This is a genomic window from Fodinibius sp. GM21 (assembly GCF_058386955.1).
Genome location: NZ_JBYEIQ010000003.1, coordinates 127,772 through 143,173 on the forward strand (window position 1 = coordinate 127,772; position 15,402 = coordinate 143,173).

15 protein-coding genes are annotated in these 15,402 nt (G+C 43.1%); 6 read left to right on the forward strand and 9 right to left on the reverse strand.

All coding sequences use genetic code 11. The features are described from left to right. Positions 1-107: 107 nt before the first annotated feature. Positions 108-665, reverse strand: a complete 558-nt coding sequence (locus ACT3IB_RS07715) for a fasciclin domain-containing protein (protein ID WP_491538426.1) — start codon at positions 663-665, stop codon at positions 108-110. Between the two features lie 227 nt (positions 666-892). After that, positions 893-2,317, reverse strand: a complete 1,425-nt coding sequence (locus ACT3IB_RS07720) for a DASH family cryptochrome (RefSeq protein ID WP_491538427.1) — start codon at positions 2,315-2,317, stop codon at positions 893-895. A 134-nt stretch (positions 2,318-2,451) separates the two neighbouring features. Between ACT3IB_RS07720 and ACT3IB_RS07725 the strand changes: the two genes are divergently transcribed. The 5 genes from ACT3IB_RS07725 to ACT3IB_RS07745 all read left to right on the forward strand — a co-directional run bounded on the left by ACT3IB_RS07725 (position 2,452) and on the right by ACT3IB_RS07745 (position 7,178). Continuing rightward, entirely contained in the window at positions 2,452-3,597 is a 1,146-nt protein-coding gene (locus ACT3IB_RS07725; RefSeq protein ID WP_491538428.1) for a PQQ-dependent sugar dehydrogenase, read from the forward strand. Positions 3,598-3,618: 21 nt separating this feature from the next. After that, a complete protein-coding gene (locus ACT3IB_RS07730; RefSeq protein WP_491538429.1) occupies positions 3,619-4,053 on the forward strand; it encodes a DoxX family protein in 435 nt (144 codons plus the stop codon). A gap of 11 nt (positions 4,054-4,064) precedes the next feature. Continuing rightward, on the forward strand, positions 4,065-5,066 hold the full coding sequence (locus tag ACT3IB_RS07735; RefSeq protein ID WP_491538430.1) for a YncE family protein: 1,002 nt from the start codon (positions 4,065-4,067) through the stop codon (positions 5,064-5,066). A 6-nt stretch (positions 5,067-5,072) separates the two neighbouring features. Beyond that, the gene (locus tag ACT3IB_RS07740) at positions 5,073-6,065 is read left to right on the forward strand and encodes a zinc-dependent alcohol dehydrogenase family protein (protein WP_491538431.1); all 993 of its coding nucleotides are present in this window, start codon (positions 5,073-5,075) and stop codon (positions 6,063-6,065) included. Positions 6,066-6,173: 108 nt separating this feature from the next. Further along, positions 6,174-7,178, forward strand: a complete 1,005-nt coding sequence (locus tag ACT3IB_RS07745; RefSeq protein WP_491538432.1) for an isocitrate/isopropylmalate dehydrogenase family protein — start codon at positions 6,174-6,176, stop codon at positions 7,176-7,178. A gap of 41 nt (positions 7,179-7,219) precedes the next feature. Here ACT3IB_RS07745 and ACT3IB_RS07750 read toward each other — a convergent pair whose 3' ends face one another. Next, positions 7,220-7,705: a metallophosphoesterase gene (locus ACT3IB_RS07750; protein WP_491538433.1), complete on the reverse strand. Its 486-nt coding sequence runs from the start codon at positions 7,703-7,705 to the stop codon at positions 7,220-7,222. A 153-nt stretch (positions 7,706-7,858) separates the two neighbouring features. Between ACT3IB_RS07750 and ACT3IB_RS07755 the strand changes: the two genes are divergently transcribed. After that, on the forward strand, positions 7,859-8,533 hold the full coding sequence (locus tag ACT3IB_RS07755; protein WP_491538434.1) for a DUF4412 domain-containing protein: 675 nt from the start codon (positions 7,859-7,861) through the stop codon (positions 8,531-8,533). Between the two features lie 68 nt (positions 8,534-8,601). Here the strand turns inward: ACT3IB_RS07755 and ACT3IB_RS07760 are convergent, their stop codons facing one another. The 6 genes from ACT3IB_RS07760 to ACT3IB_RS07785 all read right to left on the reverse strand — a co-directional run bounded on the left by ACT3IB_RS07760 (position 8,602) and on the right by ACT3IB_RS07785 (position 15,342). Continuing rightward, positions 8,602-9,762, reverse strand: coding sequence for a tetratricopeptide repeat protein (locus ACT3IB_RS07760; protein WP_491538435.1), 1,161 nt, complete (start codon positions 9,760-9,762; stop codon positions 8,602-8,604). A gap of 32 nt (positions 9,763-9,794) precedes the next feature. Further along, on the reverse strand, positions 9,795-10,670 hold the full coding sequence (locus tag ACT3IB_RS07765) for an alpha/beta hydrolase family protein (RefSeq protein ID WP_491538436.1): 876 nt from the start codon (positions 10,668-10,670) through the stop codon (positions 9,795-9,797). Between the two features lie 65 nt (positions 10,671-10,735). Further along, positions 10,736-11,542 carry a pseudouridine synthase gene (locus ACT3IB_RS07770; protein ID WP_491538437.1) on the reverse strand — a complete coding sequence of 269 codons (807 nt, stop codon included), beginning with the start codon at positions 11,540-11,542 and terminating at the stop codon, positions 10,736-10,738. After that, positions 11,514-12,377, reverse strand: a complete 864-nt coding sequence (gene scpB, locus ACT3IB_RS07775; RefSeq protein WP_491538438.1) for an SMC-Scp complex subunit ScpB — start codon at positions 12,375-12,377, stop codon at positions 11,514-11,516. The genes ACT3IB_RS07770 and scpB overlap by 29 nt, the downstream gene beginning before the upstream one ends. A 75-nt stretch (positions 12,378-12,452) precedes the next feature. Next, positions 12,453-13,406, reverse strand: coding sequence for a hypothetical protein (locus ACT3IB_RS07780; RefSeq protein WP_491538439.1), 954 nt, complete (start codon positions 13,404-13,406; stop codon positions 12,453-12,455). Then, positions 13,384-15,342, reverse strand: coding sequence for a CBS domain-containing protein (locus tag ACT3IB_RS07785; RefSeq protein ID WP_491538440.1), 1,959 nt, complete (start codon positions 15,340-15,342; stop codon positions 13,384-13,386). The genes ACT3IB_RS07780 and ACT3IB_RS07785 overlap by 23 nt, the downstream gene beginning before the upstream one ends. Between the last annotated feature and the right edge of the window lie 60 nt (positions 15,343-15,402).

Here is a 15,402-nt window from a genome sequence, read left to right on the forward strand (position 1 = left end):
TATTAGGCAATATACCATTCACGAAGGCCGAAGTTTTCTTCGGCCTTTTTTATTTCTTGCTATTTCAACCTGACAAAAACGAAAGACAAATCATCTCAATAGTTTCTTTAATCTTTCTCTACAGCCCCAAGAACTTCCTGACCGGAGGGCATAACCACACCATCAATAATGTGAATGACACCATTTGATACTTCTATATCAGCATCTGTAACAAAAGCATTATTAACCATTATATTATTCATCGCTTCCGACTCATCGCCCATATAATCATCGGTTGTTTTTTGGCTTAATACTTTAAGTTCGGATCCTTCCAGCGTTTCGACCATTTGCTCCTCATTAATATCAGAAGCGAAAATTTTCCCTGCTACTACGTGATACTTGAGAATTCGGGCCAGTTCTTCCTTATTCTCAGGTTTCAGGAGATCTTCGAGTTTTCCTTCAGGAAGCTTGTCAAATGCTTTATTTGTTGGTGCAAAGACCGTATAGGGGCCTTCTCCTTTGAGGATCTCTACCAAATCAGCAGCTTGTAAAGCTGTTAACAATGTTGAAAGATCTTGCTTTTCGGCTACCTTTTCTGATATCGTTTTATCAGGATTTAATAGGGAGGCGAATCCTAATATCATAAGTGATACTACCAATAACAGTATAATTTTTAAAGCTTTCATAGTGTTTAACCATAGGTTAATTATTTAATATAATACTACTGATACTGTTCTTGAGTTTAGTATCAATAGCTGTTTATCATTTAACCAGCTATTTCTCATACGGTTCCAGAGGGACAATGCATATTATACTTTCCCTGTCACGATCATAAGAGATGACATTACAGTGGATTGGTATTTATCACTATCTGAATGTATCGATGTACCAATATTGACGTTAAATTCATTTCCTAGTCTCGATTTTTTATCTCTTCGTACGAGGCCTCCAAATCAATCATAGGTTTCGGATAATCTTTTCCTAGTTCTATTCCCGCCAATTTCTGTTGCTCCACTGCCATGCGATGCGGTTCATGGATAAATTCCTGCGGTACATCAGCCAATTCGGGTAGCCAGTGACGTACATATTCCCCTTTTGTATCATACTTTTCAGCCTGATTAACAATATTGAAATAGCGATTACGCGGATCTTGACCAACGGTTGAATTATACATCCAGTTGCCGTAATTGCTACAAACATCATAATCGATCAGTTTCGATTCGAAATACTCCGCTCCCATCCGCCAATCAATATTCAGATTTTGCGCTAAGAAACTCGCTACATTCTGCCGGCCTCGGTTCGACATATATCCCGTTTTATTCAGCTCACGCATGTTTGCGTCTATAAACGGGACACCTGTTCGTCCATCAGCCCAACGTCTAAAATCTTTTTTATCGCGCCGCCAGTTGCGGTCTTTTTGCTGAATACCTCCCTGCTTAAAAATAGCATCGCCGTACTTCATGGCCGAATAGCGGAAAAAGTCACGCCAGATCAGCTCAAAAATCATCCAGTACGTGGAAACGTTTTTCTTACGTTCCTCCTCATATTTTTTTACCTCCCAGTAAATTCGGCGCGGAGAGAGCGAGCCGTTGGCCAGCCAAGGCGAGAATTTTGAAGAATAGTTCGATCCCAACAAACCGTTGCGGGTAAATTTATAATTTTTGAGCTGATCTTCTTTCCAGAAATACCGCTTAAGTCTTTTTAGCGCCTTCTCTTCACCACCTTTAAATGGCAAAACAGAACGATTATCCGAAGGAGGTAGAGAAACGACAAACGCCTCAATCGAAGGCAGATCACCCGGTTCATCCACTGTGGGTTCAGGCAAAACTTCAGGCGTGGGAAACTGCTGACGCACCGAGCTCTTTTTTTCAAGCTGTTTGCGAAAATTAGTAAATACCTTCGGAATATTGGCCGGATCGTACGGGATATCATCCGGGTGAAAAAGCGTTCGCCCGTGGGTGTATTCAACCTCCGCATGTACACGATTTGCAACAGCTTCTTCTATGCCAACTTCCTCTGAGGCAACTTCTTTTTCCGAAAAAATAATGGAAGCCTCATGTGCAGCAGCCAATTCAGCTAAAATCTCGTCCGTTTTGCCCTGTCGCACAATTAGATCTGATCCCCGATTCTGCAAATTTTCTCTCAGGTTCTGCAGCGTTTCCAATAAAAACCGAGCACGTTGAGCCCCTGTTTTTGGAAATCCGAATGCCGTTTCTCCAAACCATTGGGGATCAAATACATAAACCGGTATAACTATATTATAATCCAAAGCTCGATACAGCGCCTCGTTATCGTGGAGTCGCAAGTTATTTCGAAACCAAACTATTGCCGTTGCCATCTGATATTTTTGTATTCATATTTACAATTACTAAACAACAAAACGGCCAAACCGTTCGATATTAATAGCAAAGCATTGTATAATGCCAAAGTCTTACGGTAGCGGCATCTATTAACATTGGTAACGAGTTGAAAATGTCCTTTATATGTAAAACCTCCATACAATGGGTGCTTCTCTTAACGTTCCTATCAGCAATTATCGGGGGTTGTGAGATATCACCTAGAGACGGCAACCAAATTATATCCAAACTACAGCTCCCGGGTGGCTTTAAAGCTGAAGTTTTCGCAGACAACGTACCCAATGCACGTCAGCTTGCCATGGGAGAAAACGGAATCATTTATGCAGGGAGCCGAGAAGCGGGAAACGTTTATGCTGTCGTAGACGAAAATAATGATTACAAAGCAGACACCGTTTATAGCATTGCCAAAGATTTGCGCATGCCCAGCGGCATTGCCTACCGTAACGGATCGTTATATGTAGCTGCCGTAAGTACCGTTTATCGGTATGATGATATCGGAGCCAACCTTACCAATCCGACCGACCCTGTTGCTATCACCGAAAGCTATCCTGAGGATGGCCATCACGGCTGGAAATTCATTGACTTTGGCCCCGATGGCAAACTTTATATTCCGGTAGGGGCACCCTGCAATATCTGTAATCCTGCTGATGAAATTTTTGCCACCATCACTCGCATCAACCCCGATGGAACCAATCGCGAAATTATTGCTAAAGGTGTTCGCAATTCGGTAGGCTTCGACTGGCATCCAAAAACAAACAACCTGTGGTTTACAGATAACGGTCGCGATTGGCTGGGAGATAACCAACCGCCCTGCGAGCTGAATCATCTATCCCAAACGGGGCAACATTTTGGCTATCCCTACAAGCATGGTCATGATATAAGGGATCCAGAATTTGGTAAAAAAGGCAAGGCAATGGATAAAGATTTTAAAGATCCCGCCCAGGCTTTAGATCCACATGTAGCACCCCTGGGTATGATTTTTTATACCGGGGACATGTTTCCGGAGGCCTATCACAACCAAATATTGATTGCAGAACACGGAAGTTGGAACAGAACTGAAAAAATCGGGTATCGTATAACAAAGGTTACGCTTAAAGACGGTGAAATCATTTCGTATGAACCGTTCATTGAAGGTTGGCTTCAGGATAATGAATCGGTATGGGGACGTCCCGTCGATTTACTGCAACTGCCGGATGGATCAGTTCTTATCTCTGACGACCACAGCGGCGTAATTTATCGCATTAGTTATCAAAAAGATTAAATAAACATCTATACTCCACGAATGTCACCACTCCGAAAACGAGGTATCTATCGCAATGTTGGACTTTTAATTATTCGAATGGGATTAGGTATCATGTTTATTTTACATGGTTTCCCAAAAATGTTCGGCGGACCCGATACCTGGGTTGAAGTGGGGTCGGCCATGCAGTATCTGGGCATCGATTTTGCGCCTATGTTTTTTGGTTTTATGGCCGGAGTTACCGAATTTTTTGGAGGTATATTTTTACTAGGCGGCCTGTTCTTTATGCCGAGTGTTGTATTTCTTTTTATTGTAATGCTGGTAGCTACTGTCCAACATATTGGAGCCGGGGATGGCTTTGTAAGCTATTCTCACAGCATTGAAATGGCCATCGTTATGATTGGATTGTTATTCATCGGTCCCGGGAAATACAGCCTGGATCGAAAACTCCAAAAAAGAAACAGACGACGCTACTAACTCTTGTTGATATGAGATTGTTATTGACCATATTTTCGTTGTTGCTGGTGGGCAGCCAACCCGATCAGGCTAGCAAATCACAAAGTAGCAACCGCATAATTGTACTCAACAAATCATCCCATTCGGCTTGGCTACTTGATGCCCAAAACGGAAATAAATTAACGGAATTCCCAACAGGCGTAGCTCCGCACGAAGTGGCCATCTCTCCTGATCAGTCCAAAGCTGTTATCACAAATTATGGAGACCAACATCCGGGTAATTCCCTGACGGTTATTGATTTAGATAATCAAAAAGTCCACAAAACAATATCACTTGGACAATATACCCGCCCACATGGCGTAGAGTGGTTTTCTGATAATGAAAAAGTAATTATTACGGTTGAAGATCAAAAAACTGTTATCACTGTTAATATTGATAGCGGAGAAATCCTTAAATCTATCAGAACAAACGAGAACGTTTCCCACATGGTTGCTCTGGGACCAGATGAAACCAAGGCTTATGTAACAAATCTGGGTTCCGGCTCGGTAAGCATACTTGACCTTAGAAAAGAACAGGTTTCTACCACCCTTGAAACCGGAAATGGAACCGAGGGCGTAGTAGTGATTCCAAAAAGCAATGAAGTCTGGATAACCAACCGTAGTGCCAATTCCATATCCGTTTTAGATATTGCATCCCAAAAAATTATTCAAAGTTTTAAGAGTGCAGAATTTCCCATTCGTACCGAAGTATCAAACCATCAGAAATGGGTAGCCGTATCCAATGCACGGTCGAGCGAAGTATCTATTTTTGATGTAGCCTCGCACAGCCAAATCCAAAAAATATCTACCGTAGAAAACGCTAACCCGGGAATGCCCATTGGCTTAACATTTTCGGATGACGACCGTCGCCTTTATGTAAGCAACAGTGAGGGTAACAATATTTCCGTCATTGATACACAAAGCTGGCAGGTAATAAATATGTTTGAAACCGACCAAACACCTGACGGTATTGCGTTCATTTCAACTGAGGAGTGATCATCTATGAAAGCAATGGTATTACATACCGCCGGCAAACCGCTGGAATTACGGGATATTCCGACTCCCAGCCCCGATAAAAATCAGCTACTGTTAAAAGTACTAACCTGCGGCGTTTGCCGGACAGATCTTCATATTGTTGATGGTGAGCTGGAACATCCCAACTTACCGCTTGTATTGGGACATCAAATAGTAGGAATAATAGAAAAAGTGGGTGAAAATGTAACCGGGTTTAAAAAAGGCGATAAAGTGGGGGTACCATGGCTGGGCTACACTTGTGGAAATTGTGAATTTTGTCATAAAAATCAGGAAAACCTCTGTGACAATGCCGAATTTACCGGATATGATATCAACGGGGGATTTGCTGAATATACTGTGGCCGATGCCCGTTTTTGCTTTCCCATTCCTGAAAATTATCCTGCCGTACAAGCAGCACCGCTACTGTGCGCCGGGCTTATCGGCTATCGATCGTTACGTAAAACCAACAATGCGCGGCGGTTGGGATTTTATGGCTTTGGTTCGGCGGCTCATATCCTTACACAGGTTGCCCTACATCAAAACAAGGAGGTATACGCTTTTACTCGTCCGGACGATAAAAAAGGCCAAGAGTTTGCTGAACGTTTAGGAGCCAGGTGGGCCGGAGGATCTAATACACTGCCTCCCGATAAATTAGACGCCGCTATCATCTTTGCACCTGTTGGTCCGCTTGTCCCACAAGCACTAAAAGCAGTTAAAAAAGGAGGTAATGTCGTCTGTGCAGGCATTCATATGAGTGATATCCCAAGTTTTCCATATAGCGATCTGTGGGAAGAGCGATCTATCGAGTCCGTAGCTAACCTTACGCGTCGCGATGGAACAGAGTTCATGCAGCTGGCTCCCGAAGTCCCGATTGAATCCCAAGTTACCACCTATTCCCTTACAGAAGCCAATCAGGCACTTGATGATTTACGAGCCGGTAACTTCGAAGGATCGGCTGTACTTTTGATCAGCGATGAGTAACATTGCTTGCCCAGATAAGTTATGACATAAACTCCTATTATTTGTATCTTTGCGGGCTGTTATAGCAGATAAAAAATAATCCGAGTTCTTCTAAATACATTTATTCTCATGCATGATATTGTTTTAATCCCAGGCGATGGAATTGGCCCCGAAATCACTAAATCTGTAACTACCATTTTGGATGAAGCCGGTGCAGATATTAATTGGATTGAATGCACCGCCGGACTTACAGCACAGGAAGAGCTTGGTAATCCCCTGCCCGATGAAACCCTGGATGCCATTGATCAGTATCGGCTTGCACTTAAGGGGCCTCTGACGACTCCTGTAGGAGCTGGATTCCGTTCCGTAAATGTTGCCATGCGCAAAAAGTTTAACCTCCACAGTAACATTCGTCCGGCCAAAACACTGCCTCATATCCACAGCCGATACGAAGATGTTAACCTGGTAATGTTCCGTGAAAACACGGAAGGACTTTACATAGGCAAAGAACAATGGGTTAAAGAAAACAGTCATGCCGAAAGCATCGCCGTTGTTACCCGTGAAGCCAGTGAAAAAGTAATACGTTCAGCTTTTGAATACGCTAAAAAGAAAGGACGCAAAAAAGTTACCTTGGTACACAAAGCGAATATTCTAAAATTTACCTGCGGCCTTTTTATGGAAGTGGGAGAAGAAGTTTCCAAGGATTATCCAAACATTGGATATGAAGATCTGATTGTCGATAACATGGCCATGCAGATGGTCCTGGATCCGAAACAGTTTGATGTCATAGTTACCACAAATTTATTTGGAGATATCCTTTCTGATCTTGCCTCGGGACTTGTAGGTGGACTCGGACTTACCGGCGCCGCCAACATTGGTGATGATGCCGCTATGTTTGAAGCTGTTCACGGCTCAGCTCCTGACATTGCAGGACAAAATAAAGCCAATCCTATCGCATTCTTACTCTCTGCCTTGATGATGCTTGAGCATATTGGAGAAGATGATTTAGCTGATAGAATTAGGCAAGCAGTATATTATACACTGGAAAATAAAGAAGTTTGCACACCCGATATTGGTGGAAGTGGTACCACCACTTCCTTTACCAAGGCCGTATGCCACAATCTGCGCAAGTAGTTGCTGGCTTTATCCCTATTAGGTTTTCAGCTATTACGTAATCAAAGATTGATAAACTGCACATCCATAGCCTTGGTATTTAGCAGGGCTATGGTGGCTTCTTCGTCAAATCCATGAGCCGTTCCTGGATTAACCGCTAAGGTGTTGTCGACAAATTCGACCTTCTTTTTGTGGGTATGCCCGGATACCACTACATCATACTTGCCGCAATGTTCTAACGCATCAGTAATAGGTACATCAGTCCCGTGATACAATGCAATACTTTTATTACCAACCGTTACTTCGCCAAAAGTTCCCAAATGCCTCGCTCCTATCTCGCTGAATTTTTGCAAGATCAAATAATGATCTCCATCGTTATTACCAAAAACGCCTTTTAGCGATAGTCCTTTGAAAGGAGGAATGGTAAAAGGACTACAGAAATCACCGGCATGTAATACAAGCGCTACGTTGCGTTCTTCGAATATTGTGACTGCTTTTTCGATATTGCGAACATGATCATGAGAGTCTGAAATAAGTCCAATCAACATAGTTTTTTCACTTTTTTGTTTTGTAATTAGTTATAAGATTTATGACGAGATTTCAAATCATTGGAACTGACTAATATTATTGGCTTTAAAAAAAGTAATTTCTATTATTATCACTCTAATTGACTAATAACTTTAAACAGAGGCGCTATCATTATGAAAAAACAATCACTGTTTTTATTGGCTTTATCCATTATCTGTTTCGTTGGGATGCCAACCAACACAACAGCCCAAGATTTTGAAGGTATTATTTATTTTGAGATGGCAGACTTAGCCAAACAGGGCATGGGCGAAATGCCGTATATGGTAAAGGGAAATAAAGGCCGCATGGAGATAAACCATCAAGGTCAAAAAAATGCCATGCTTATGCTGCCCGGGGAGTCTAAAATGGTGATGATTATTGAACAGATGAATGGCTATATAGAAATGGATCTCAATAATGATGACATCGGCAAATCAGAAATGGATAACGCTTCTGAGCCGGACATGACTAATACCGGCGAAACCAAGACCATTGCCGGCAGAACCTGCGAAGTTTGGAGAATGCAATCGGAAGACGGCACTTTTGAAACCTGTATGGCCAAAGGTATGGGTACGTTTATGATGCCTCAAAACCAAATGCAAAAACGAAACGCGCCGGCCTGGGCTAAAAAGTTTGCAGAAGATGGATCTATGCCACTTGAAATTGTTGAAATAAAGAACGGAAATCGCACTGTTCAGATGAAGGCAACAAAGATTGTAGAAAAATCACTTTCTGATGACCTGTTTGAAGTCCCGGAAGGATATCGCGATATGAGCAGTATGATTAAGGGAATGCAAAACCGGAACTAAACCTCTGCATATTTGACCTATTTTATTAAAAGCGATACCTAAAATGAGGGTGTCGCTTTTTTTATTCGTTACTCTAACTCTGCAAGCAACTCCTCAGCTTGTCGGCGATAATCTTTTTCGGTCTCCGCTTCTATGACATTATTTAAGATGTCTTTCGCTTTATCCTTACTTCCATTTTTAGCTAACAACTTTCCGGCTAAGTAACCTGAAACAACGTAAAAGGAGCGATTTTTTGTATCCGGCAACTCATGCCCTAATGCAAAAGCTCTGGTATAACAATCGATGGCCTCGTCGGTACGTCCTCTCTTTTCCAAAATGCGCCCCTTCCACGTCAGCAACTCTTCCTGCACTACCTTCAGGTCCGCAAGGTCTTTATCCCTCCATCGCTGCAGGTTGCTTTCAATTAATGCTAAGGCTTTATCAAAACGAGATTGTTTATAATAGCTCTTTATCAAAATCCGGATATAATAACTGTTATTGGGATATTGATGATGTAGCTTTTCAAAATTGCGAACAGCCACTCCAAAATTATTTTCATAGTTGTAATGAATATTACCCAGAAAATAAGTGGCTTCTGCTCGTGCGAAAATTGCGTTTTGTGATGCTTCCTCGATCGCTTCCAGCCCTTTTTGTTTATCACCGTCCGGCAGTGCCCAGCTAACGGTCTTTACTGCGGGATATGCATCAGGAATATAGTCCAAATAATAGAGCTTTAGCCCCTCTGCAAGTTTTAAATCATTTAATTCGGGCTGGACATCAATAAGATAGTTATAGGCCTGTATTGCCTTGCGACCATAATTAAGGCTGGTTATCCACTGCTCACGGTTTGCATATTGACGCGCCATGTAACCATTACTTATTGCTCGAATCAACAGTCCGTCGACATGTTTAGGCTGGCGATGCAGTAATTTGCCCGCTTGATAATCAGTCTTTTTCATCATCTCAAAAAATTGGTCATCGTGCGAGCGATCATGGAGATCAGTCAACACTGTCCACCAGAGTTGCATACCTTCAAAAAGAGTCCAAAGGGGATGATTTGGAAATTTTTCTTGCCATACAGCCAGCTGTTCTTCAGCACCCTCAAAATTTAAATTGTAGACCGAATCCACAGCGGCCTTTGCATCCGTCCTAAAATCCTGATTGTTAATCAATTCGGGGACTTGGGCTTTGGTCGGATGGGCAATTGCTAAAACAAGGAATAGAAAAAATATGTAGCGGATAATCTTCACTTTTTTACTGTAATAACTAATCCGGAGCCAACTTATTTTAAATGGGCTTGAAACCAGTCCCTAGTTATATTTACAACCTTCGCAAATGGTTCCGGCAATGTTTCCGCTTCGAATGGATGTGCAGTATCAAAGGTATGGCCAGAATCAGGAATTAACTCTAATTTCTTATCCTCAGCATTACAATGCTTGTACAGCTTTTCCGCCTCACTGTAGGGTACTCCCTCATCGCCTTTAGAATGAACAAAAAGAGCCGGTATATCTAATTCCCGGACTCGTTTTATAGCCATCAGGCGATCAGCATTTTCTATAGCATCTTTATAAACTACGTCTTTAACCGGCATTATCTGCCCTGTTCGTCCATTTTTAATTTCAGTGACGCCCTTTTCTTCCCAGTCAGTAATCATCTCATCGCTCCAGCGGGCATTGTAATCGGCTACTGCCGACCATGTAACTAAACATTTTATTTCGGGATATTCGGCCGATGCGGCCACAGCTGTATGTCCACCCCGAGAATGTCCCAACACACCAATTTTATCGGTATTTAATGAATAATCTTGAGCCCTAATATCTTTGTCTTTCAACACCTCGATGACTGTCCCCACATCTTCCAAATCCTGACTCAGAGTTTCACGGGCAAACAGATCCAGCTGATCAAATTCAGTCATACTTTCACCTACTCCATTCAGTGAGAAGTTCATTGCCAAAACGGCAAAACCTTTTTTACTGAGTTCGCTACATGCATCAGGAAAGGCGCCCCAGTCTTTGAATCCCTTAAATCCGTGCAGAAATAAAATTACCGGCAAATTATCCTCTTTGTTATCCGCCGGATAGTATAAATCGTAATATACAGGAAGGTTTTCGTTTGAAGGTACCGAACCTGTAATCTTTGATATCTTAATATCCTTCATGAATATAACTATGCTTATGTAATTTTTATGCTCGTTTACGATCTAAAACGACATGCTTATTTCACTCAATCAAAATCCAGCGGATCAAGCTTCACCAACTTTCGCAAACCGTTGATCTCACTTTTCTTAAGATAGCGCCAGCGACCCATTTTAACGTTATTGAGCGTTAATCCGGCATATTCAACGCGTTTCAGCTTCGTTACTTCTGTGCCGAAATATTCCACCATTCGACGTACAAGACGATTTCTTCCCTCAAAAATGGAAAGTATAAAACCATCCGGCGTGCGGGCAATGTTATGCGCTTGCGCTGTACCGTCTTCAAGCTCAATACCTTGAGAAAGCTTCTGGAGTTCATCATCTTTTAATCCGCGTTCGGTTTCCACCTCATAGGTTTTTCGCACCTCGTAGCTGGGATGCATTAACCGGTTCGCCAAGTCCCCGTCGTTGGTTAAGATCAACAGTCCCATAGTATGACGATCAAGTCGCCCCACAGGATATACGCGTTTGCCTGTCGCATTTTCAATCTTATCCATCACTGTATCACGATTGCGGGGGTCGTCTGTAGTGGTAATAGTATCTTTTGGTTTATTAAGAAGGATATATACAAACTTTTCAAGGCTTAAAGTCTGTCCCTCCACCTCAACCTTATCCGTTCGCTGGACTTTCACTCCCATCTGGGTAACCACCTCGTCGTTCACTTTCACCTTGCCGGCAGCGATATAATCATCTGCCTTACGACGGGAGGTAAATCCGCAGTGCGCAATATATTTGTTCAGACGAATCTCCTCGTCTTCACTATAATTCTGGTCAACCTGATGATCAGGTTCTTCAATTTTTCCTCGATTATTCCTCTTCTTTCTTCGTCGACTCATCCTCTAAATTTTCCTGGGTATTATCCGATTCATTTTCTAATTCCTTCTTGATCTCGTCATCCTCCTCACTTTCTTGCTCTTCATCTAGCTGCAAAACATCCGCTGTATATTCATCCAGATCGGGGACTTCATCCTCATCAATTTTTTCAACAGCCTCAATTAATGACATTGCGGTTTCCGTTGCATCCTCGTCTTCCGCCGTTTCCTGCAGCTCTTTAAGCTCCAGCTGACGATCAAACAAAAACTGACGATGCTCAGCCATATCATCATCTTTAAGAATCTCATTTATTTCGCGCGGCTTTGGCAGCTCATCAATAGAGTTAATGCCAAAGTGCTTCAAAAAGTGTTTGGTTGTACGATACAAAAGTGGCTTTCCGGGTGCATCCAAACGACCCGAAACTTCAATGAGCACCTTCTCCAACAACTGGCGCAACATATACCCTGAATCCACACCGCGAATATCATCCACCTCGGGCTTGGTAATCGGCTGTTTATACGCCACAATAGCAAGCGTTTCGATGGCCGACTGGGATAACTTTCGGTAGGCACTCTCATGTTGAAATATACTGAGCCAGGGTTCAAAACGCTTCTTGGTCGAAAAAGTATATCCACCCGCCACGTGCTCAATATTAAATGCTAATCCGTTTTCTTCGTAACGCTGATTCAGCTTTTCTACAAAAGGGGCTATAGCATCCACTTCCAGACCCAAATTCTCTTCCCCTTTGGCAATAATCTCACAAATTTTTTCTTCAGAAATAGGTTCCGGACTGGCAAAAATCAACGCTTCTATTACGGAAGATAATCGTGTACCGTCAACAAATTGATAGTCTTGCATAACTGTTCCCGCTGTAGGAAAAACTCTTCTTTAGATTACGGCTAAATTTACAAGGGCCATAAAATAATAAAATTTTTACCCTTCATTCTCTTTAATGATAAAAAAGCCGTCGTTACCCTGTTTCTGATACAGGGGCATCAAAATATAGCCGTCTGTTTGTGCGATAATTTTTCCCTCATTGTCATTAGCCAGCCACTCTCCTTTTTTGATAGGCTGAAAGTTTGTATAACCCGGTCGCATAGCAAATCCATCACCGGGCTCAATGATATGCTGATACACCAATTCGGTTTCTACAGGTAGGTTTTTTGTATGATCCTTCAGGTGTCTTTCAAACTCTTTAATTTTTTCTACATATTGTTTTTTAATGGAACCCACAGCATGCAGCAAAAGCAATAGAGAAGCCGTTATGTTATACTCTGTCAGCTCATTTTGATGCTGGCCACCCTCCAGCCCAAATGATATAAATCCCCGATTTTGATAATATCCCAGTGCAGTACCGCGGAGGGATTGCTCGATCCCAAAAACCATAGGCACATATAAGTTGGACAACAGTTCGCGTTGACGGGGATCAGAACTGGTAATGCTGAACATACTTCCTTCAGCAGAAAACGTATGAACATCCGCTAATACAACCGGAGCATCACTACGCTCTTCAATATCATCAAGAATAGGAAGCAGCCGCTTCATCTGCCTGCGCTCATTCGACTTAATCTGCGCTTCCGGGGTATCACGTACTTTTTCTATTATCGAGGGGAACCACAGTCGATTCATGTCCTCGTCGAGATAACGGACATTATTTTCAAGCGCCGGCAAGTTAGCACGAAGCAGAACCACTCGTCCGAAAATGCGTGGGCGAATACCGTCGAGCATATCAAATAAATTCTTGGCCGAATCAACGCCCGCAGACTCATTGCCATGCATCCCGGTTATCACCACTACAGTAGGTCCACCGGGATCTCCTTCAATGACTCCTAAAATCCGATCGTCTTCTGTTTTTGGTGCGATGTTACTTTTCGTCGGATTCCTCATTCTCCTCGTTATTCAAATGCAATACTTTCAACAATCTGCGTGCTATTCTCATATAATTTTGTTCGGTAATAATTCCAACAAGCCTGTTATTCTTTACGACGGGAAGACACCCTATCTGTTGGCTGTCCATAATCTCCATTGCTTCCATAATCGAAGCCTCCGGATGAATAGTAATGGGGTTCTCAATCATGATATCTTCAACCGACTCTACAACATTTTCATCATGATTGACGGCCTTTGAGTAGGCATTGAAAACCATTCGCATGGTCACCAAACCGACAAGATGTTTTTTGTCGTCCTCTACCGGAACATACCGGATACGCCTCCAATCTATCAAGTTTGCTGTAAACTCCAGCAGGTCGTCTTTTTGTACCGTAAACAAGTCGGTAGTCATAAATTCTTCGACAATCAGGCTAGACGGTTTCCAGTGCTCCAGATCCTCCATGCGGGCACGTCCCCATTTGTGTACCGGCTCACCTTTTTTCTGATTTTTGATCATCGCCGTAGTTATGGCCGCCAGAGTCTGCTCTTTAGATCCATGCTCCTTCATCAGCGAAGCATAATTATTCAGCATCCAGTGCGATGGCGTTTGCCCCGAAGTTACTCGCTGCTCGATAATATCCAGATATTCTGTAATATCGCTGCTATTAATGTCGACTTCCTCCAATCCTTCTCTGGCGATGGGCAGTAGCTCTTCTGTTATCAAATCCACCGCATTAATACGTTGATCATCGAACCATCGAAACTTCGTATCGAGTCCCATTTTGGAGGCCGCTACAAAATTCATCCGGGCATCATCAAAATCCATCTTCTCAGAAACATCGGGATAATAATCTCCCATTTTGTTCATCAGTCCCAGCCAAAAAGCAGAATTGGCCACTTCGTCCGTAACTGTCGGACCAGAGGGGCAAACCCTATTCTCAATACGAAGATGGGCCCTGCCATCAGTAACGCCGTAACAGGGGCGATTCCAGCGGTATACCGTTCCATTATGCACCTGCAAAGCCCGCAATGCCGGAGGCGTACCTTCATCCAATAACTTTTCAACATCCTCAGTAACTTCGGAACTTAGCATAACACGATAGCGGGCAGTATCTTCCTGGAAGATCTCAAGAATACTCTCGTCCACCCATTGATTTCCAAACGTTACGCGCGGGCTACTTTCGCGAAGGTGATCTCCCACCGTTCGCGTATCTACTGATTGCTGGAAAAGTGCAATGCGAGTCTCATTCCAAAGCCGCTTACCAAACAGGATGGGAGACCCAACCGTTGAGGCCAGCACAGGCGCTGTAACCAGCTGAGCGATATTGTATTTGGGAACAAATTCGTCGGGCCCTACCTGCAGGTGCACCTGGAAACCGGTATTACATGCTTCGAGCAGCGGAGAATCAAATTTCATGAGCAGCTCATCCATGCCCTGAATACGCAGATCATAATCACCGCCGCGCAGCTTATTGATGGCTTGGGTAAGGGCCCGGTACCGCTGCAAAGGAGTCTGGTTTTTCAGGTCGATGTCAACCTTGCGAATGGTGGGCAAAATACCCGTTAATACGATCTCACCACCGAGCTCTTCCGTCGCGGTTCGTACCTTATCAACCTGCTGCTGCAGGTTCTTCTCCATTCTCGAAAGGCAATCCCCCTTAAATTCAAGGGGCTCCATATTTATTTCGAGATTGAACTTTGCATATTCCGTAGTAAAGTTGCCATTTTCAACTTCCTGCAACTTTTCAAGCACTTCCATATTATGAGGCCAGGCCTTAGCCTGTTGGTCAACCAGACATAGCTCCTGCTCAGCTCCGATGCGTATGGGATCAGTTTCAAACCAACCCCCTTCGTTTAGCATACGGTCCAGCGCTCGAAGATCCTTCAGCACATACTTCATAAAGCGCTGCACTTCTTCCTGACTGTCGGCTAATTTTACCCGCGATTCGCCCATAGGCACCTCATTATTAATTATAACGGTATCTTACCGCTGTAATAATCGAATTTATTCAAC